Origin of the sequence: Pseudoalteromonas sp. S3431 (assembly GCF_000690035.1) — a bacterium.
GTDB lineage: Bacteria > Pseudomonadota > Gammaproteobacteria > Enterobacterales > Alteromonadaceae > Pseudoalteromonas > Pseudoalteromonas fuliginea.
On record NZ_JJNY01000052.1, the window covers coordinates 39,591 to 58,833 of the forward strand.

Annotated in this window: 16 protein-coding genes; 9 read left to right on the forward strand and 7 right to left on the reverse strand. The window is 37.2% G+C overall.

The window, feature by feature from the left end; genetic code table 11:
* Positions 1-5: 5 nt before the first annotated feature.
* From DO88_RS06225 to DO88_RS06215, 3 genes are all read right to left on the reverse strand, one after another.
* The gene (locus DO88_RS06225; protein WP_033040003.1) at positions 6-1,265 is read right to left on the reverse strand and encodes a Y-family DNA polymerase; all 1,260 of its coding nucleotides are present in this window, start codon (positions 1,263-1,265) and stop codon (positions 6-8) included.
* The gene (locus tag DO88_RS06220; protein WP_007377584.1) at positions 1,253-1,666 is read right to left on the reverse strand and encodes a S24 family peptidase; all 414 of its coding nucleotides are present in this window, start codon (positions 1,664-1,666) and stop codon (positions 1,253-1,255) included. The genes DO88_RS06225 and DO88_RS06220 overlap by 13 nt, the downstream gene beginning before the upstream one ends.
* Before the next feature lie 80 nt (positions 1,667-1,746).
* On the reverse strand, positions 1,747-2,166 hold the full coding sequence (locus DO88_RS06215; protein ID WP_007377583.1) for a MarR family winged helix-turn-helix transcriptional regulator: 420 nt from the start codon (positions 2,164-2,166) through the stop codon (positions 1,747-1,749).
* Positions 2,167-2,300: 134 nt separating this feature from the next.
* Between DO88_RS06215 and DO88_RS06210 the strand changes: the two genes are divergently transcribed.
* From DO88_RS06210 to DO88_RS06200, 3 genes are all read left to right on the forward strand, one after another.
* Positions 2,301-3,044: a siderophore-interacting protein gene (locus tag DO88_RS06210; RefSeq protein ID WP_007377582.1), complete on the forward strand. Its 744-nt coding sequence runs from the start codon at positions 2,301-2,303 to the stop codon at positions 3,042-3,044.
* 141 nt (positions 3,045-3,185) lie between these two features.
* Complete coding sequence (locus DO88_RS06205; RefSeq protein ID WP_033030862.1) at positions 3,186-4,175, forward strand: LLM class flavin-dependent oxidoreductase; 990 nt, start codon at positions 3,186-3,188, stop codon at positions 4,173-4,175.
* 297 nt (positions 4,176-4,472) lie between these two features.
* Positions 4,473-5,486, forward strand: coding sequence for a patatin-like phospholipase family protein (locus tag DO88_RS06200; RefSeq protein WP_033040005.1), 1,014 nt, complete (start codon positions 4,473-4,475; stop codon positions 5,484-5,486).
* 93 nt (positions 5,487-5,579) lie between these two features.
* Here DO88_RS06200 and DO88_RS06195 read toward each other — a convergent pair whose 3' ends face one another.
* Positions 5,580-6,011, reverse strand: coding sequence for an Lrp/AsnC family transcriptional regulator (locus DO88_RS06195; RefSeq protein WP_007377579.1), 432 nt, complete (start codon positions 6,009-6,011; stop codon positions 5,580-5,582).
* Between the two features lie 172 nt (positions 6,012-6,183).
* On the opposite strand from DO88_RS06195, the gene DO88_RS06190 reads away from it, so the two are divergent.
* The 4 genes from DO88_RS06190 (at position 6,184) to DO88_RS06175 (ending at position 10,862) form a co-directional block, all read left to right on the forward strand.
* Positions 6,184-7,254, forward strand: coding sequence for an ornithine cyclodeaminase (locus tag DO88_RS06190; RefSeq protein ID WP_033040007.1), 1,071 nt, complete (start codon positions 6,184-6,186; stop codon positions 7,252-7,254).
* Positions 7,251-8,162, forward strand: coding sequence for a citrulline utilization hydrolase CtlX (gene ctlX, locus DO88_RS06185; RefSeq protein WP_033040010.1), 912 nt, complete (start codon positions 7,251-7,253; stop codon positions 8,160-8,162). Before DO88_RS06190 ends, ctlX begins: the two co-directional genes overlap by 4 nt.
* A gap of 121 nt (positions 8,163-8,283) precedes the next feature.
* The gene (locus DO88_RS06180; RefSeq protein WP_024609079.1) at positions 8,284-9,690 is read left to right on the forward strand and encodes an alanine/glycine:cation symporter family protein; all 1,407 of its coding nucleotides are present in this window, start codon (positions 8,284-8,286) and stop codon (positions 9,688-9,690) included.
* 128 nt (positions 9,691-9,818) lie between these two features.
* Positions 9,819-10,862 carry a patatin-like phospholipase family protein gene (locus DO88_RS06175; protein WP_033040012.1) on the forward strand — a complete coding sequence of 348 codons (1,044 nt, stop codon included), beginning with the start codon at positions 9,819-9,821 and terminating at the stop codon, positions 10,860-10,862.
* Between the two features lie 114 nt (positions 10,863-10,976).
* Here DO88_RS06175 and DO88_RS06170 read toward each other — a convergent pair whose 3' ends face one another.
* Positions 10,977-11,936: a DUF2971 domain-containing protein gene (locus tag DO88_RS06170; RefSeq protein WP_157600363.1), complete on the reverse strand. Its 960-nt coding sequence runs from the start codon at positions 11,934-11,936 to the stop codon at positions 10,977-10,979.
* A gap of 584 nt (positions 11,937-12,520) precedes the next feature.
* The gene (locus tag DO88_RS06165) at positions 12,521-13,084 is read right to left on the reverse strand and encodes a YSC84-related protein (protein WP_024605345.1); all 564 of its coding nucleotides are present in this window, start codon (positions 13,082-13,084) and stop codon (positions 12,521-12,523) included.
* Between the two features lie 148 nt (positions 13,085-13,232).
* On the opposite strand from DO88_RS06165, the gene DO88_RS06160 reads away from it, so the two are divergent.
* Both DO88_RS06160 and DO88_RS06155 read left to right on the forward strand, forming a co-directional pair.
* Positions 13,233-14,444 carry a tyrosine-type recombinase/integrase gene (locus DO88_RS06160; protein ID WP_033040017.1) on the forward strand — a complete coding sequence of 404 codons (1,212 nt, stop codon included), beginning with the start codon at positions 13,233-13,235 and terminating at the stop codon, positions 14,442-14,444.
* Positions 14,444-15,643 carry a cation:proton antiporter gene (locus tag DO88_RS06155; RefSeq protein WP_033040018.1) on the forward strand — a complete coding sequence of 400 codons (1,200 nt, stop codon included), beginning with the start codon at positions 14,444-14,446 and terminating at the stop codon, positions 15,641-15,643. Before DO88_RS06160 ends, DO88_RS06155 begins: the two co-directional genes overlap by 1 nt.
* Positions 15,644-15,784: 141 nt before the next feature.
* Here the strand turns inward: DO88_RS06155 and ydiJ are convergent, their stop codons facing one another.
* Entirely contained in the window at positions 15,785-18,832 is a 3,048-nt protein-coding gene (gene ydiJ, locus DO88_RS06150; protein ID WP_033040020.1) for a D-2-hydroxyglutarate dehydrogenase YdiJ, read from the reverse strand.
* Positions 18,833-19,243 lie beyond the last annotated feature (411 nt).

Genomic DNA, 19,243 nt, shown 5'->3' on the forward strand with positions numbered 1-19,243 from the left:
GTAAATCATTCGCAGTATATTTTAGGGATATCGCGCCAACGCGTGGTGTACTGTGGCGACAAAAAATCACGGTTCATGTGCCACCGGTCATTTAATTTACTACTAGCTAAACTAAGCATTCCTTTCCCATACCGTGTATTTATAGCATCTAGGCAACTCATTAATTGTGGGTTGTCAGTACGTTGGTTAAACAAATCACTTTGTTGAAATTGCTGTGACGTAAGTTCTAAAGCGCCTACACCACACTTGTAAAACCTAACTGCAGGTTGGTATATTTGATCAAATACCTCAGATACAGCATTAGCCATCACGCAGGTGTCGTTAGTGGGTGAGGGGAACTTATACACAAACGACTTTTTATAATATCTATTTTCGTGCGCGCCACTGGCTGCAAAAATATAAAGCTGGTGAGTGAGCGAACGTTGCGCTCTTAGTTTATTAGCCACTGTGGTTACATGGTTAATTAGCGCCGTTTTAAGGGCTGTTGGCTCACATATGCGCTCTCCAAAACTACGGGTCGAAAAAACCTCTCGCTTGTCTTGTCGTACATCATCCCAGTTTAAACATGTTATCCCGTTAAGTTCGCTTACAGTACGTTCAACAACCACACTAAATGCACGGCGCATTGCTTTAGGGTTTTGCTGAGCAAGATCCCAGGCGGTGTGTATATTCATTATTTTAAGCTTTTTAGCTAGTCGCCGGCCTATTCCCCATACATCTTCGCAGCTCATTCTTTGTAAAATAGCTTGGCGAGTTTGTTCGCTATTTATTACTGCTACACCATTAAAACCACTGAGCTTTTTAGCAGCGTGGTTAGCAGCTTTTGCTAAAGTAGGGGTTGGGCCAAAACCTACACCTACAGGAAGCTTCGTTTCGCGCCACACTGCGCGCCTTATTGTATGGCCGTATTCGTGCCAGTCTTTAATTAATGATGTGTAGCCATTAAAGTGCAAAAACGATTCATCAATACTGTATATGTGTTGTGTATCGCAAAAGCGGCCAATAATATTCATCATCTTGTCGCTTAAATCAGCATAAAGCTCGTAATTGCTAGAACGAATAACAACGTTGTTTTGCTCAAGTAAATGTTTAACTTTAAAGTACGGGCCAAATTTAGGAATATTTAAGCGCCGAGCAATAGGGCAAATAGCGCATACACAGCCATCGTTATTAGTAAGTACAACCACGGGTTTGGATCGAATAGCAGGGTCGAATACTTTTTCGGCACTGGCATAAAATGACACAGCATCAACTAAGGCATACATTTTAGTAACTCTGGGCTTTGCCTGTGCATTCTTATTGATAGCGTTACTACGCCTTCGAGCTGAAACTCGTCTGCAGAGGTGAGTTGTACAGGCTTATGTAAAGAGGAAGCTGAAAGCAGCCGCGCATTGGTTTTATCAAGCAGTTTGCATACAAAAAGACCATTTAAGTTAGCAACAATAACGTCACCATTTTTTACCGGCTCTGCACGGTCGATAACTAATAAGTCACCTTCAAAAATTCCGACTTCTTGCATAGAGTTACCCGATGCAATACCAATAAACGTAGCATCTGGATGCTTTATTAAAAGCTCATCAAGGGTTACACCTAGCTCGGTGTACTGCGCTGCGGGTGATTCAAAACCACACACGCCTGCTTCTATATAAATGGGAATGACAAACATAACACAACCTAAAACGCATATACTGTATAAGTGTACAGTATATGCGTTTTGTGTAAGTTATGCCAAGAATGTATGGCTGATCAATCCATGTTTTTGATCATTTGTTGTGCGGTATCTAAAAAGTCTTTGATTTGTTGAGGGTTTAAGTTTTTACACATTTGATTATTTATTTTTTGCTCTGAGGCTAATAACTTATCAAAAAGAACTTTACCTTGCTCTGTGAGCGATAAAATAAAGCAGCGTTTATCGTGCTCACTCGCCTGTTTATTAATTAAATTTAAGCTAATAAGATCTTTAATTAAACGTGCTATTTGCGCTTTATCGCGCTGCGTTTTAGTAACAATATCGTTAGCCGTACAGTTATTTACGTTCGCGATAATATGTATGCAGCGTACGTGCATAGCATTAATACCCAGTTCGCCTGCGTTAATTGCTTCACGAATTGTTACACGGTAATTTTGCATTAATTCAAACAGCGTATTTGATAAAGGTGTATTCATAGAACTCTCAATATAGTTGACAAAGTCAATTAACTTGTTATAGTTGATTTTATCAACCAATGGGGCGTTGTGCAATGCCTGCTTTTTATAGCAGGTTGGTATTAAAGTCTAAGTTTTGTAAAACGAGGTAATACATGAGTAAACAAGTTCGCAAAGCCAACGTATTAAGTACAGAGCAAATCACACCGCATTTACAGCGCATTGTTGTAGGCTCTGAAGATTTTAACGACTTAACCTCACAGTACATTGGTAACTATGTAAAAGTACTATTTCCAAAAGATGGTGAAGTAGATTTTAACTTAAAAACAGCCTGTATGCGATCATACACAATAAGGCATGTAGATGCACAAACAGGCGCGCTAACACTTGATTTTGTTATAAATATGCACCAAGGCCCTGCAACTGACTGGGCTAAAATTGCAAAAGTAGGCGACGAGTTAGGTATTGCAGGTCCTGGCCCTAAAAAGCTAGATAATTATGCGCATTCGCATTATGTATTGCTCGGCGATTTAACATCGGTAAATGCAATAAAAGGGTATGTGCAGCAATTACCTTTAATTTCAAAAATTGATGCCTTTGTACATGTACCCACCGAAAAAGATATTATTGATTTAGAAACAAGCCGCGATGTTAATTGGCTTGTTACCGACAACGCTGACGAGGCGCTACTTAGCGCGCTTCAAAATTTGCACATTACAGCAGAGCCTCCCATTGTATTTATGGCATTGGAAGCTGGGCTTGTTCGTAAAGCAAAAGCACTGCTAACAGAGCAATTTAATATACCACGCGGTAATATTTTTTCCTCAGGGTATTGGAAAAAAGGCGTGGATTCAGAAGGCTATAAAAAGCTGCGCCAACGTGATGCACAGCTTGCCTGAATACCTTAGAGCAAAATAACATATACCTATTTTGTTCTAATACCACTGCGTAACTTGAATTGACCTAATAGCAGACCCATTTAAGTGTTTTATGCTAATGATGTAATCCATTATTAGCATGCATTTTTAGGAGCTGCTATTTTGTTAAATTCCATTCCTTTTTCGTTATTAGAACTTGCCCCCATGATCAAAGGGGACAGCGTTACTAACACTCTTCATAAAAGTACTAAATACGCTCAACGTGCTGATGAGCTTGGCTTTAACCGTTTTTGGCTTGCTGAGCATCATAATATGCCAGGTATAATTTGTGCGGCCACTTCAATTTTGGTTGGTCACATTGCAGGTAATACCAAAAAGATACGCGTTGGATCGGGCGGTATTATGCTGCCAAACCACTCCCCATTAGTTGTTGCTGAACAATTTGGTACATTAGAGAGCTTATATCCAGGGCGAATAGATTTAGGACTCGGGCGCGCACCAGGTAGCGACCCTGTAACGAGTCGTGCATTAAACAACGATATGAGCCGTGCAGAAAACTTCCCAGGTGAAGTAACTGAACTGCAAACATTGTTAGGTCCTTACAATGGTACACACCCTGTACGTGCTATACCGGGGGAGGACACAAACGTGCCTATTTGGTTATTAGGCTCGAGTTTATTTAGCGCGCAACTAGCGGCGCAAAAAGGGTTACCGTATGTATTTGCAGGACATTTTGCACCGCGCTTCGTGCACGATGCAATAGCGCTGTATAAGCGCGAATTTAAAGCATCAAGCGTACTTGATAAGCCATACGTAATGCTTGCACTGCCTTTAGTGGCTGCAGATACCGACGATGAAGCGCAATACTTGTCGACTACTTCTAAGCAACGTGTACTCGAACTTATACGCGGTAATGAGCTGTGGCTAAAACCACCTGTTGAAAGCATGGACGGGTTATGGAGCGAACAAGAACGCGCTCATGTAGAGAACTTTTTAAGCCTAAGCGTAGTAGGAGGACATGTAAGTATTAAACACAAGTTAGAGATGATAGCGAAACAGCTAGAAGTAGATGAGTTTATATTTACCAATGATGTATTCGATAGTGAAAAACGCCACCGTGCACTCGAAATTTTAATGGAAATAAAACATTAGCTCAAAAACTATTAGTTTAGATAGTGTAGTTAAGCAAGCGTACACCTTGCCTCTGTTAATGTTGCAGGCATCAATTAAAGAACATTCATTTATACATTGAATTAATTTATGTGATGTCTGCAAAGTTTAAAACCAGTCTTTTTTTAAATAACTAGCTTATAGTAAGTGGATTTAGTAACTATATAGCGTTCTGTTTTATCAATCGAACTGATTTAAACAATCCGTTTTAAGATATCACTTTTATTTTTTATAATGTATGTATTAAACCAAACATCATTAAATAAAGGTAGGTTCACCGTGAAGTCTCTAAATAGCGCAACAGCTAATTCAGTTAACAAAACAGCGCAACCAAAAGTTGCACTGGTTGCTGAAGGTGGCGGGCAGCGAGGGATCTTCACAGCGGGCGTACTTGATGCGTGGTTAGAGCAAAGCTATGACCCTTTTGATTTATTCATTGGTACTTCAGCGGGTTCGCAAAACTTAACTAGCTACTTAGCGCGTCAAAAAGGCTACGCTAAACGCCTGATCAGAGGGCTTTCGCGTAATAAGCGTTTTTTTCAGCTTGGTCGTGGATTAGTGGGTAAACACATAGTTGATTTAGATTGGTACTTTGACAAAACCACTGAAGTAAACAGAGCTATAGATTTCAAAACAGCGAAAACGAGTTTAGGTGAGCGTGAACTACTTATAACAGCTACAAATGCAAGAGACAGAAAAGCTTATTACTTATCGCCAAATGGTGATAGTGGTCAATGGCGTGATTTGTTAAAGGCTTCTAGCGCACTGCCGTTTTTATACAAACAAGGTGTAAAGTTAACACCTTGGTTAAATGCAAAAGCGGCTAACGAAATACACCTTGCTGAAGAGCAAGCACAGAGCGACTTTTATCTAGACGGCGGTTTAGCAGCACCACTACCCGTGCGTGAAGCTTACAACCGAGGCGCTCGTAAAATTGTGGTAATAAGAACAGTTGATGCTAATTTTCAAGCGCAATCTGCATGGGTGCAAAAGCTAAGAACATTTGCTATTGCATCAGGTTATTGTCCAAAAACATTGGACTACTTAATACAGCACGAAAAAGCGTATTTAGATGAGCTTGAGTTTATTGCAAATCCACCAAGTGATGTGGAAATAATACAAATTTTTGCAGACGAAAAATTGCATAGCAAATTATTAGGTAGTTCAAATAACGATTTGCGTTTTGATCATAAATTAGGCTTAGCTGCAGGTCGGTCATATTTAGCGCAGCAAAGCCAATTTGAGATCAGCAATACGCATAACTACTCACAAAGCGAGTATCGTTACAATTAAGCCAATCGGATACCCAAATCATGAATAATACTGGAACTTGAAGTTGCGGTATTATTCATTCCAAAATTTTTAAATTGAAATATTAAAAATAACTTAAGTTGATGAAAGCAATATGCTTGTTTCACTATTTAAAATACCGTCAATTTCGCGTACTTGCCTTAGCACTCCATCAAACTCACTTAAATTTGCAGCTTGAAGCTCTGCAACTAAATCCCATGCACCATTGGTGGTGTGTAATTTTATAAGCTCGGGTATTCCGCGCATTGTTTTAATTACTTGTGAGGTAGATTTACCAACGACTTCTATCATCATAATTGCGCGCACGGCTTCTGTTTCTATGTGTTCGTGAACGCGTACAGTAAACCCTAATATTGCGCCTGAGCTAACTAATCTGTCTAACCTATTTTGAACTGTCCCGCGTGATACATTTAAAGAACCGGCTAAAGCTGAAATAGAAGCGCGGCCGTCTTTTCGTAATTCAGCTATTAAAGCATTATCAAGAGAGTCATAAATATAGGGAGTCATAAATCAAACCTTTAAAAGAAGTTACTGACCAAAATACATAAATTGTGTATAACTGCATAGCAAAATGATAAAAACTAGTACTATTTGTGTAATTAATTACCATATTAAATAGCACGTAGCCTCGCTAAACTTGTTTTAAATTAACTAATACATTTATTCAAGAGGTTTCAGCATGAGTCATTTTATAGCACAGCCAAAACAAGGCGTTCCATTTGTTAGCGTTCAGGCAATGGCTAAGCTCATAAATAGCTTAGGGGTCGAAAACGTTCTGCTAGATCTAACACATAAATTAGAAACCGACTTTGCCCGTTGGACTGAGTTTGATAAGTCACCTCGCTATGCAGCACACTCACCAGAGGGTGTAATAGAGCTAATGCCTGTAAGTGATGGCCAAATGTTCAGCTGTAAATATGTAAATGGGCACCCAAAAAACACCTTTAGAGAACTTCAAACAGTCGCTGCATTTGGTATTTTAGCCGATGTAGATAGTGGCTATCCGGTTATGATAAGCGAAATGTGTTTACTAACAGCACTACGTACAGCCGCAACTTCTGCAATGGTAGCTAAATATTTAGCACCTAAAAACTCAACAACCCTTACTTTAATAGGCAATGGCGCTCAATCAGAGTTTCAGGCACTCGCTTTTAAAGCGGTACTAGGTATTACGCATATTCGTTTATACGATATAGATAAAAGCGCCTCTAAAAAAGCATTTGCTAATTTAAGTGCATGCGGATTAAACGTGGCTATTTGTAATAGTGTACAAGAGGCAGTAAAAGGGGCTGATATTATCACTACCTGTACTGCTGATAAAACTAACGCTACTATTTTAACAAACGACATGATCCCACAAGGTGTGCACATTAATGCCATAGGTGGTGATTGCCCAGGTAAAACAGAGTTAGATGCTAGATTGCTTGAGCGTGCTAATGTATTTGTTGAGTACGAGCCGCAAACTCGAATAGAGGGCGAAATTCAACAAATGAGTCCAGGCTTTACAGTAACTGAGTTTCATAAAGTTATTAATAAGCAGTCGCTTGGGCGTACTAGCCAAGATGAATTAACCATTTTTGACGGCGTTGGCTTTGCGAGCGAAGACTTTACCGCACTGGTATTTATACGCGATGAGTTAATTAAAACGGGCGAGTTTGCTTTGCTTGATTTAATTACACAACAAGCGGACCCTCGTAATTTATTTTCAGTGCTTAGTGATCAACCATTAGTAAAAGAGCACGTTGCATGAGCGAAGTAAACCAAGCCCCCAATGCTGTAGTGATGGTAAGACCGCATCACTTTACATCTAACCCACACACAATGCTCGATAACGCATTTCAAAGTGAATGTTTAGCACAAAATCAAAGTGAACAAGCATTTAAAGAAGTGACTAATGCCGTACAAATATTAAAAAATGAAGGGGTAACAGTTCACCTTTTTGAAGATGAGCAAACACACACTCCCGATTCAGTTTTTCCTAACAATTGGTTTTCAACTCATCAAAGTGGCCAATTAATAATCTATCCAATGTTTGTAGAAAACAGAAGGTTAGAATATCGAAAAGATATTATTGATTTTTTAACGGATCACTATAAAGTGTCTTCAGTGACTGATTATTCATTTTTATCGAAAGAAAATTCATTTCTTGAAGGCACTGGTTCACTGGTTATCGATCATCAAAATAAACTCGCTTACGCGGTAGAATCAAAAAGAACTACCAAGTCGGTGGTTAATACAATATGTGAGCAATTAAAACTATCACCCATAGTGTTTAACGCATATGACGAGCAAGGAACTGCGGTTTATCACACTAATGTTTTAATGTGTATTGCTACAAAATTTGTAATGATCAGTTTAAATATGGTGCCAATTAATCAACGTGCACAGTTAGCTAAACATTTTTTAAAAAGCCATCATCAAGTGATCGATTTAACGCTTGAGCAAATTAATAACTTTTGTGGCAATGCTATTGAGCTACAAGGTAAAAATGGTCGTATTTTAGCCTTATCGCAAACTGCGTTTAATGCACTTACACCGGCACAAATAACAGTTATACAAAAAACGGCTAAGCTTGTGCCATTACCAATACCTACTATTGAGTCGGCTGGTGGCTCAGTTAGGTGCATGATTGCAGGAGTTCATTTGCAAAATAAATAATGTATAGTTTTAAGGCAGCTTAGCTGCCTTATTTGCATTAAATTTTTAGTCGATGTCGTAAGCAAATGCCGTTATACCCAAAAAAGGGTATTAATATAAAAAATATAAGAAGGAATTAGCAATGTTCGATACCGTCGTCAAAAGCGTAAACAACCTTTTATGGGGAGAAGGGCAGGTACTTATTTATATACTCTTGTTTACGGGGGTATGGTTTTCAGTACGATTAAAAGCAATTCAAATACTTAAATTTAAACATATGTTTAGCCTTTTAAAAGGCAGTAGCAAATGTAAGAAAAACGATATTTCCTCATTCCAAGCGTTGTGTACAGGGCTTTGTGCACGAGTAGGTACCGGTAACTTAGCCGGTGTAGCGGTTGCAATTTCACTTGGCGGCAGCGGCGCTATATTTTGGATGTGGGTAATAGCCATATTGGGCATGGCTACAGGCTTTGCTGAAAGCGTACTTGGGCAAGTATATAAAGTGCGCGATAGTGGTGGCGAGTTTAGAGGCGGGCCTGCGTATTATATTCAACAAGGTTTGGGTAGCCGGGCATTTGCCATTGTGTTTGCCGCATGTTTATTTTTAGGTTACGGCTTTACGTTTAGTGCAATGCAAACGAACACAATTACCGATGCACTTAATTACGCGTTTGAAGTTCCTACATTTTATTCAGGTCTGGTTATTACCGTACTAGCAGGCTCAATTATACTCGGTGGCTTTAAGGCAATTGCCCGATTTGCAGAGCGTGTTGTGCCAATAATGGGCATTGTGTTTGTACTTGCCGCCGTTATTATTACGATTATAAATTTCACGCAAGTACCTGCCATGCTTAAAGATATATTTTTATCAGCGTTTGGTTTACAAGAAGCAGGCGCCGGTGCAATGGGCGCTGCCATTAAAAACGGTATTCAACGTGGTTTATATTCTAATGAGGCCGGTGCAGGTAGTGTTCCGCATGCTTCAGCAAGTGCCAGCCCAATACCTAATCACCCTGTAACGCAAGGTTACATACAAATGCTAGGCGTATTTTTCGATACAATAGTACTGTGTAGCTGTACCGCGGTGATCATTTTATTAGCCGATATAGATATTAGCGGCGAAATGGAAGGCATTCGTTTAACACAAAGCGCGATGACCGCTCATTTAGCACAAGGTGGTGTTTACTTTGTAGCAGCCGCTATAACCTTATTTGCTTTTACATCGGTGGTGGCAAACTACGCCTATGCAGAGAGTAACTTGCACCTCTTTAAGCTCGACAACAAAGTAGGGCGCGGCATTTACACTTTGCTTTATTTATCAATGATGTTGTGGGGCGCATCGGCGACCTTAAAAGAAGTCTGGGATTTAGCCGATATTGCCTTAGGGTTAATGACAGTGGTTAACGTTATCGCTATTATACTGTTAACGCCGACTATTTTGTCTGTCACGAGCGATTACCACGCACAAAGAGACAAAGGTTTAGAGCCCGAATTTAAAGTAAAAGATGTAAAAGTACAGGGTAAATGCGAAGACGGCATTTGGGACTAACTCAGCATACTTAACTATAAAAAGCGGTTTTATGGCAACATAAAGCCGCTTTTTATTTTGCATAAATATTCACTTTCAGTGTTATGAAAATAACTAAAGCAACCAAAATAAAAGGCACAATTTTTTAGATGATCGAGATTCACGCAGGGAAAACAGCGGCTAAAATTATTAACGAACAGGGCTTTAAACCTGAACTTTTCACCTCTTTTTTAGGTGCAAGTGGCGGTCCTAAATGGTTTACATTATTTGGCTTAGATAAATATATTTTTGGTGAATTTTTTAAAAACCGTACCCAACCACTTAATTTAATTGGATCATCTGCTGGCGCTTTTCGCTCTGCGTGTTTTGCACAAAACGATCCTGTTGCTGCGATTGAGCGCTTAGCAAAATCGTATTCGCAAACTAGGTATTCAAGTAATAAACCAACACCTAGTGAAATAACAATAAAAGCGCGCGCATTACTTGAAGATGTTTTTGGCGATAACGGCGTAACCGAAATTATAAATAACCCAACATTTAAAGCGCACTTTATAGTAGCAAAATCGAATGGCTTTATTGCCAGCGAAAATAAATTAATACAGTTAATGGGTTTATCAAAAAGTTATATGTTAAACCGCGTTAACCGAAAATTATTAGGCTCGCAATATGAGCGTTTTATATTTGGTCCTGCAACAAGTGACTTATCAATTACCGACAGCTACAATTTTAAAACGCAAAACATAGCGCTTACTCAAAATAATTTAAAAGATGCATTACTTGCATCGGGCTCTATACCACTTGTTATGCAAGGCATAAAAAATATTGCAGGCTCGCCGCAAGGAATATATCGCGATGGCGGAATAATTGATTACCACTTTGATTTAAAAATTAATAACCCAGGACTTATTTTATATCCGCATTTTAATTCAGAACCAAAAGCAGGGTGGTTCGATAAAAATTTAAAACGTAAAGTATCACCACTTAATTACGATAATGTGGTGATGATCACTCCATCAAAAGAATTTATAGCAAGCTTACCTTACGGAAAAATCCCAGACAGAAACGACTTTACCGATCTCGATGCAGATACACGTATAAAATACTGGAATACTGTTTTTAGTGAAACTGAAAAATTGGCCGATAATTTTGATAAAAAACTCAATATCGAAAATGTTAGGCTGAAAATAATTTAATGATCTAATCTATCAAGTAATGTAGTTCTATGCCTTATAATTCATAAATTACAGTATGTTGCAAATCAAAAAAGGGCGAAAGCCCTTTAGTAAAATTTAACGCAGTCGTTTTTATTAATAACGAGTGTAAACATCTTTAAAATCTAACTCATATTTATTAGAAGATAGGCAAGCCTGATATATATCAATATTAAAGCCATAATCATCTAGTATATTATCTTTGTTATAAGTTGTTTTAAGTCCTAAAACACATTGAAAAATAGACCTTTTATCAAGTTTCATCATAAATATTGTTTTAGGGTCACTAGCATATGGTAATAATTTCTTTGCAAGATTAGAGCGTGAAAATTCATCATCAATTTTATATAAATCAATTATAAAATTTTCGGAATTTTCACCTTTCGTAATAAAACCAGGGTCTACCAAGCTTTGAAATTGAGGCATTTTAATCAAAAAATCAGAATCATGGATAATAACTCTATCAGATTGTTCTAAGCGTAAAATAATCCGGTGTTCTTTTTCATAAATCCATTCGTCACTTTTCCCTAAAAATATCTCATATAGAATCCTTTCACTTCCTTCTAAGGATATATTTGAATAATCATTATCAAATATATCATTAGTATAGCGATGTGTTTTCCTGTAATTGACTTTCTGCATAACCCCTTTATAAAACAAATCCATATGAAGTGATTGTGAGTCGATAAAATCCGATGTGAAAAGGCTTTGAAAAATATTAGATTCGAACCTATTTAATTCATCATAATAAATACCAGCGAGGAGCCCTTTATGCTCATCCGCATAATGAGCCCACATAAGTAAGTTATCTTTAGACTCTGAAAAACTTATAACACCTATTTTATACTTATTTTCATTCACATATTTTATATGATTATGTTCAAATCTAGGTTTATCAATTAAGTCATCATTTATATGTTGTGTTAATTTTTCTAAGCCGCCATAAGAGAAAGTGGCTTCAAATGGGTCATTCAATGCGGAAAGCTGTGTTAATCGTATAAACCCATCTGAAAAGATATTTCTTTTGTTAGACATATATTTAAAAAGAATAGTCAAAACTAGCTTCCTGTTTTCGTTGAAAGTTCACCAACAATATCTAATAGCTGGCTTTGTAAATCAGATAGGTATAAATATTGTGTTATGTGATTTTCTTTAAGTATTTTATTCATAGATTCGGTTTGTCTAGTTGACCACTTGTATCGCAGTATTAACTGAACATTAGAAGGTTTAACAATCCCTTAAGAAGTAAACATTGTATGATCTTCCGTAGATATCTTACAATCTGCCTACGCACCTTTTTCAGGTAAATACACCCGATAAATTATAGTTACTAGTTTTTTCAACTGGCGCATTAGCTTTACATGCTATTACATAACGACTAATTAATCATTCACTTTCAAATAGTTGTGGTCGAATAGTGAGAGATACTGATTAGTTATCGGAACTAAAAGGGAAGGAATTAAACAATAAATCAATGTCGAATAAATTTAAAAAGATTAGTGAAGCTTACATAACGTAAGTGTACAATCTTAGAGTAAATATTAACAACCCATAAATTACGTTATGTTAAATTGATTGGATTTTAATAAAGCGAGCGTGATTATACAAACCAGCTCGCTTTTAGGAGAGTAATTTGGTGGTTAATTAAGCTCTGAATCAACCCAAAACTTAGTTCCCTTTAATACAGCCTGTAGTGCAAGGCCATTTTCGGTTACAGAATATACAGTAACTTGATCTGCAATCGCTTCGGCAACCAGTGCACCGCCTTTATCTTCATATTTTGCTGCTGCATCAGCGTTTCCACCAAATGCCCAACCATGTTCAATAAATCTATTTAGTGCAGCTTGGTTATGAAAAACCATTACAACGTTAAAATCTTTTACACCTAAACCAAGCCCTAAACCGGCTTCACCCATATTCATGTAAGTCGATTTACCAGTAAGGTTATTTTTAACTACGCCGTAACCGCCACCAAAACTGGCTAAAACAACATTTACGTTCGCGTTATCAAAAACAGCGTAACCAGCCGAATTAGCAATTTGTTTTTTAACGTCAGGTTTTTCAGCGTATAATTTATCTAATGTATTTGTTTTCATACTTTGTACAAGTGAACGTTTTTCGCTTGGTGATGCACTACCTGTAGTAGCACATCCAGTTAACGCAACAGTTAAAGCAAGTACGCTTAGTATAATTAGTTTTTTCATGATTTTTCCTTAATAAGATATAGCAACCAACAACCATAGAATAATCGTGGTATTAAAATAATTAGAGCTTTACTATGTCCAATACTAGACAGTATCGGACTTTAACGTTATTCTGTAAGCCTATTATTTAATTGAATATTTATACATTATGCTTGTTGCTTTGGTTGATACGTTAAAACAATTAAGATATCAAATTGCCCATCTAGATGACGGTACTCTAAATTCAGAATACCCAGAACTTGCATCCTTTATACAGGAAATTGGCTTGACTGTAACTGAATCAAAAGCCGATCTGACATTCTTATATCAGTTTTTATATGTTTATGGCCGAAAGTCAGAAGCCACTTATAGCCGTTTTCGAAATGAACTTGAACGCTTTTATTTATGGTCGTGGTTAATAGCAGAAAAATCAGTATTCGATTTAAAACGTGAAGATATTGAAGCTTACGTTGATTTTATGGTTGAACCTGATAAAGAATGGGCTGCAACTTCAGTGCAATGGCGTTATAAAGATGAGCAAGGAATTCGTAGATTAAATCAAAATTGGCGCCCTTTTATGCTAAAAGAATCAACTGCCAGCCAACAAACTTTATCGGCCATGTTTACTGCCTTAAATGTATTTTATAAGTTTGCCCTACTCGAAGAAAAAACATTCGCGAACTTTGTCCCTGTTGTTAAAAAAAATAGCCCGTATTTAGTTGTTCAATCACAAATTCAAATTCCTGATACATTAAGTGATATTCAATGGGAATACGTTTTTGGTGTAACGCGTGATTTATGCGAACATAACCCTGATTTAGAGCGAAACTTATTTACGCTTGCCTGCTTAAAAGGTCTTTATTTACGAATTTCAGAATTATCTGAGCGCCCACAATGGTCGCCGGTAATGTCTCATTTTTGGCAAGATAATGATGGATTTTGGTTTTTACGTATAATGGGTAAAGGTAATAAATTACGAGATGTAACCTTAAGTGATGATTTTGTTGAATATTTAAAACGATACAGATTATATCGAGGGCTACCTGCCCTTCCTCGGGTTGATGAGTCTGAGCCGTTAGTTCATAAAATTCGCGGTCAAGGTGGCATGACCGTAAGGCAAATTAGGCGTTTAGTTCAACAAAGTTTTGATTATGCTCAGCAATCATTACTTGATGATGGTTTTAAAGATGATGCTGAACAACTTGGCGCTGCAACTGCACATTGGCTTCGTCATACTGGTGCTACACATGATGCGCAAACTAGACCGCTTAAACATTTATCAGAAGATTTAGGTCATTCTAAAATTGCGACTACCGATCAAATTTATATTCAAACAAATATTAAAGAGCGAGCAAAATCAGGACTTAAAAGGAAAATTTAATGGAGTATTTAGTAATAGCATTTATAGGCGGACTATTTTTAATTTATTCTTTAACACTTCGCCAGTTAGAAAAAACAGAAGTAACAGGTCCAATGTTTTTTGTTGTCGGCGGAATATGTTTAGCTTTTATGCTACCCAACGAAGGACATAAAATAAAAGAAGGCGTTGATCTTTTATTACCATTTATAGAGCTTACGCTAAGTATATTTTTATTTTCAGATGCAGCTAAATCAAAGCTAAGTGTATTAAGGCATAGTTTTCAGTATCCTAGTTTACTATTGTTTGTTGCCCTACCCTTAACATTATTACTTGGTATTGCTGTTGCTTTATTTTTCTTTGCTGAGCTTTCACTTATTCAAGCGGCGTTGCTCGCAATTATTTTAACACCTACCGATGCAGCATTAAGTAAAGGGTTACTAGCAAGTACACAAGTGCCTGAAAAAATACGTGAAGGGATAAATACTGAAAGTGGTTTGAACGATGGATTATGCGTGCCCATATTCTTAATATTTATATTACTCGCTAAAAATCCGGATTCAGCTATTACCGCCACACAAACATTAAGCGTGTTTGGACGAGAACTTGGCTTGGCTTTATTAATAGCCATTACAAGTATTGTTGTTTTTATACCGAGTTTAAACTTTGCAATGAAACGTCATTACTTTGCACAAAATACCAGTCCATTTTTATTACTCGGTTTTGCTATGGCTGTTTTTTCTGTCACTCAGTATTTTCATGGCAGTGGATTTATTGCGGTGTTTATTGCAGGTTTATTATTTGATAAATTTTCGACTGAAGAAGTTAGAACAGAATTAATTGAAGACTCAGAGCACATCGCAGATTTTACATCGCTAATGATTTGGTGCTTGTTTGGGTTTGTTTGTGCTTACTTAGTTATCCCGAAATTAAATACTGAAATTATAATTTACGCTTTATTAAGTACAACATTGATTAGAATAATTCCTGTTATGTTGTCATTGCAGTTTACGGCATTGAGTATCAAAGAGCGTTTTACATTTGCGTGGTTTGGACCAAGAGGATTAGCATCAATTGTTTTTACATTGATGGTGATAGATACGAAAATAGAAAACAAATATCAAATAGCGACAATAGCAATGACGACTATTTTGTTTAGTGTATTTATTCACGGTATAAGTACAAAGCCAATTGCAGACAGTTTCGCTAAAAAATCTAAATAGCTTTTATAAAAATTAGTGAATTTTTTGCCGAGGTATCAAGGCGTTTTTCCAGCCTCAAAAACGATCATTTAATTAAGCGAATGGGTATTAATAAAAAAAGGCGTAACTTATTTTTAAGTTACGCCTTTTTTTTAACTTTTATTAGCTAAGTACCTGTGCGAGTAATTCAATTGGGTGTTTTGGTTTAAATTTCTCAAAACGTTTAACTTGGCTACGACAAGAAAAGCCCGTAGATAAAAGTTGCTCTGGTTTATTTTTATCTACAATTGGTTTCCAACTCATTTCATAAAGCGCACGTGAGTTATCTTGATTTTGTGCTTCGTGGCCATAAGTTCCCGCCATTCCACAACAACCTGTATTTGTTGTTTTTAATGTTAAACCAATATCATTGAAAATTGTTTGCCAAACATTTGCCGCTTTTGGCAATGCAGTTGTTTCAGTACAGTGACTCAGTAATGTAAATTCGGTATCTGTATTTTGCTGTGCGCTTAGTGATTTAAACGATTGGGTCTCTAACCATTCATGGGCAAGTTGCACGTTAAATTCACCACGGTTATTTTCTAAAATTGTATTATATTCATCGCGGTAACACATAACGAGTGAGGCATCTAAACCGACTAACGGTGCATTGATATCATTTAATTTATTTAAAAACTCGGCTGCATTTTTAGCTGTAACTTTAAATTCATGCAAAAAACCTTTTACGTGTTGCGGTTTACCATTTGGTTTAAAAGGTAATAGCATTGGTTTTTTGCCAAGTTGGGTTATTAAAGTAATAAAACTTTCTACTAATTCCGCTTCGTAAAAGCTCGTAAATGGGTCTTGTACTATTAATACATAGTCACTTTGTTGCTCTGCATTTAATTTATTTAATAAATCAAAATCAAATTTTTGTGTTTTAGTAACACGCTTTGAAAGTGCAGGAATACTTAACTGTGGTGTATCAACATAGCCAACTGTTTTTTTAATAACATTGCTTACTAATGATGTTTTAACAATTGGATTTATGACTTTAGCGAACTTTGCCATTAATGGCGCGCTGTTTTCTATGTTACCAACCAGGTAATCTTTTAGCGGACGCGCATAATAACTATGATAATAATTTAAAAAGCGCGAACGAAAAGTAGGAACATCTACTTTAATAGGGCAAGCAGTTGTACATGCCTTACACGCTAAACATTCATCCATTGACGCTTTTACTTCGTGAGAAAAGTCGTAAATACCTTTTCGTTTTTCGCGGCTATGAACGAAACGTTCCCACCAGGTAATGACTTCACCTTTGTTAAGTTGCTTTTCTACTTCGAGCAAATCTACATTTTTTGACTCTTGTAATCGAAGCCACTCGCGCATTAAACTTGCGCGTCCTTTTGGTGAATTACGGCGATCGCCAGTTACTTTATACGATGGACACATAGGTGAATTTTCATCGTAATTAAAGCATATGCCATTACCATTACAGGTCATTGCATTGTTAAAACTGGTTTTAACTTCTATTGATATTTGCTTATCGAAGTGCGATCTCTTTTGTCCATCTACACTAACTAGTGAGTCTTCACTATCGATAGGAGTGCATATTTTGCCGGGGTTAATACGGTTGTTAGGATCGAAAGCTGTTTTTATTTTACGAAGTTGTGTATATAAATGCTCACCAAAAAATTCAGGACTATATTCACTTCGGTAACCTTTACCGTGCTCGCCCCACATTAAACCGCCGTACTTAGCGGTTAGTTTTACGACCTGATCTGAAATAGTTCTAAGTAGTTTTTCTTGTTCTGGGTCGCACATATCAAGTGCTGGGCGTACATGTAAAACCCCCGCATCAACATGGCCAAACATACCATACTGTAAATTATGACTGTCGAGTAATGCTCTAAATTCGACAATATAATCTGCTAAATTTTCAGGGGGTACTGCAGTGTCTTCTGCAAAGGCGAGTGGTTTTTGACTGCCTTTTACATTACCTAATAAACCCACTGATTTTTTACGCATTGCGTAAATTTTTAGTATATCGCTTTTATCACTGGTTAACTGATAACCAATAACGCCATTAGTTTGATTTATTACGCATTCATCTAGAAGCTTACAAAGCGTGTCTACTTTGTCTTTTATATCATCGTTTGATACTGCATTAAACTCGACCATGTTAAGGCCTTGCATATCTTTATTTGGTACGTCGGTTATTAAGTCCGATACTAAATTCCAAATGATGTCTTCACGCGCTAAGTTTAAAACTTTGCTATCTACGGTTTCTACCGATGTTGCGCGTGCATCAACTAAAAACGGTGAATGACGAAGTGCTGAGTCAAAACTATCGTACTTGATATTTATAAGGGTTTTAAATTCAGCAATCGGTGTTAGGTTTAATTTAGCTTCAGTTACTATACCTAATGAGCCTTCTGAACCTGTTATTAGTCGGCTCATGTCAAAAGTAAGTAAGTCATCACTTAGTACATGCTCTAGGTCGTAGCCGGTTAAAAACCTATTTAACCGTGGAAACTTAGCTAAAATAGCTGCGCGTTCATTAACTGAAATATCTAAAACTGTTTTATATAAACGACCAATTAGAGAGTCTTGCTCGGCTATAATTTTTGCTTTGTCGATGTCTATTGGGGAGGTACACATAGGTGTGCCATCGACTAAATAAGTTGTAAGCCCTAAAACATGATCGCTTGTTTTTCCGTAAACTAACGAACCTTGCCCAGAGGCGTCAGTACTTATCATTCCACCAATAGTTGCCCTGTTACTAGTAGATAAATCGGGTGAGAAGAAAAAACCATAAGGTTTTAAGAAGTCATTAAGTTGATCTTTTATTACGCCGGTTTGAACGCGTACCCAGCCTTCTTCTACATTTATTTCGAGGATTTCGCGCATATAGCGAGACAAATCTACAACAATACCAGGTGTTAACGATTGTCCGTTAGTGCCTGTTCCACCGCCACGAGGACCAAAAGTTAATGATAAAAACGGGTCGCGAGATGCTGTTTGCAATGCGAGCTGAATATCTTTTTCACTTTTTGGAAAAATAACACCTTGCGGTATTTGCTGATACACACTGTTATCGGTTGAAGCGGTAATACGCGTTGCATAACTTGCGTCGGTATCTCCGGTAAAACCTTGGTTTGCAATGGTATTTAGGTAGTTAGCGACAAGTTCTGTCGCGGCATCTTGCTGTGTAATTGTTGCTATCATGACGGCGATATTTTAGGGCATTTGACTAATTATATCATGGTGATGGCGAATAGAAATTGAAGATTTTACAGTTTGTAACACTCTTTTAGTCGATTTTAATGCAGCTTAAATTATACTCAAGTTAACAAGTAATGAGGTGTGTTATATGAAAAAATTACTATTACAGATCAGTGGCGTGTTATTTATTTTGCTAGGATTATTTTTTGCGATTGTACCTAGGGCGTGTTGACCTTTGGTTGTTGAATTTGCAGCAGTATGTTTGGTTTTTAGGCAAGGCAGAGCCTATGTAGTGTGGTTATTCCCCATAAATAGGCGATAACGCAGCATAAATACCAAACATGCGCTGCCCAATGGGTTCTTTCTAGGGACGATTAACTCTTTGTTGCTCGATTCTTACTTAGCCCACTAGGT

What these genes read in the sequence shown, in the direction of transcription:
- DO88_RS06225 (WP_033040003.1), bottom strand. Translation starts at nt 1,265, where the DNA reads ATGTATGCCTTAGTTGATGCTGTGTCATTTTATGCCAGTGCCGAAAAA.
- DO88_RS06220 (WP_007377584.1), bottom strand. Translation starts at nt 1,666, where the DNA reads ATGTTTGTCATTCCCATTTATATAGAAGCAGGCGTGTGTGGTTTTGAA.
- DO88_RS06215 (WP_007377583.1), bottom strand. Translation starts at nt 2,166, where the DNA reads ATGAATACACCTTTATCAAATACGCTGTTTGAATTAATGCAAAATTAC.
- DO88_RS06210 (WP_007377582.1), top strand. Translation starts at nt 2,301, where the DNA reads ATGAGTAAACAAGTTCGCAAAGCCAACGTATTAAGTACAGAGCAAATC.
- DO88_RS06195 (WP_007377579.1), bottom strand. Translation starts at nt 6,011, where the DNA reads ATGACTCCCTATATTTATGACTCTCTTGATAATGCTTTAATAGCTGAA.
- DO88_RS06190 (WP_033040007.1), top strand. Translation starts at nt 6,184, where the DNA reads ATGAGTCATTTTATAGCACAGCCAAAACAAGGCGTTCCATTTGTTAGC.
- ctlX (WP_033040010.1), top strand. Translation starts at nt 7,251, where the DNA reads ATGAGCGAAGTAAACCAAGCCCCCAATGCTGTAGTGATGGTAAGACCG.
- DO88_RS06180 (WP_024609079.1), top strand. Translation starts at nt 8,284, where the DNA reads ATGTTCGATACCGTCGTCAAAAGCGTAAACAACCTTTTATGGGGAGAA.
- DO88_RS06175 (WP_033040012.1), top strand. Translation starts at nt 9,819, where the DNA reads ATGATCGAGATTCACGCAGGGAAAACAGCGGCTAAAATTATTAACGAA.
- DO88_RS06165 (WP_024605345.1), bottom strand. Translation starts at nt 13,084, where the DNA reads ATGAAAAAACTAATTATACTAAGCGTACTTGCTTTAACTGTTGCGTTA.
- DO88_RS06160 (WP_033040017.1), top strand. Translation starts at nt 13,233, where the DNA reads ATGCTTGTTGCTTTGGTTGATACGTTAAAACAATTAAGATATCAAATT.
- DO88_RS06155 (WP_033040018.1), top strand. Translation starts at nt 14,444, where the DNA reads ATGGAGTATTTAGTAATAGCATTTATAGGCGGACTATTTTTAATTTAT.
- ydiJ (WP_033040020.1), bottom strand. Translation starts at nt 18,832, where the DNA reads ATGATAGCAACAATTACACAGCAAGATGCCGCGACAGAACTTGTCGCT.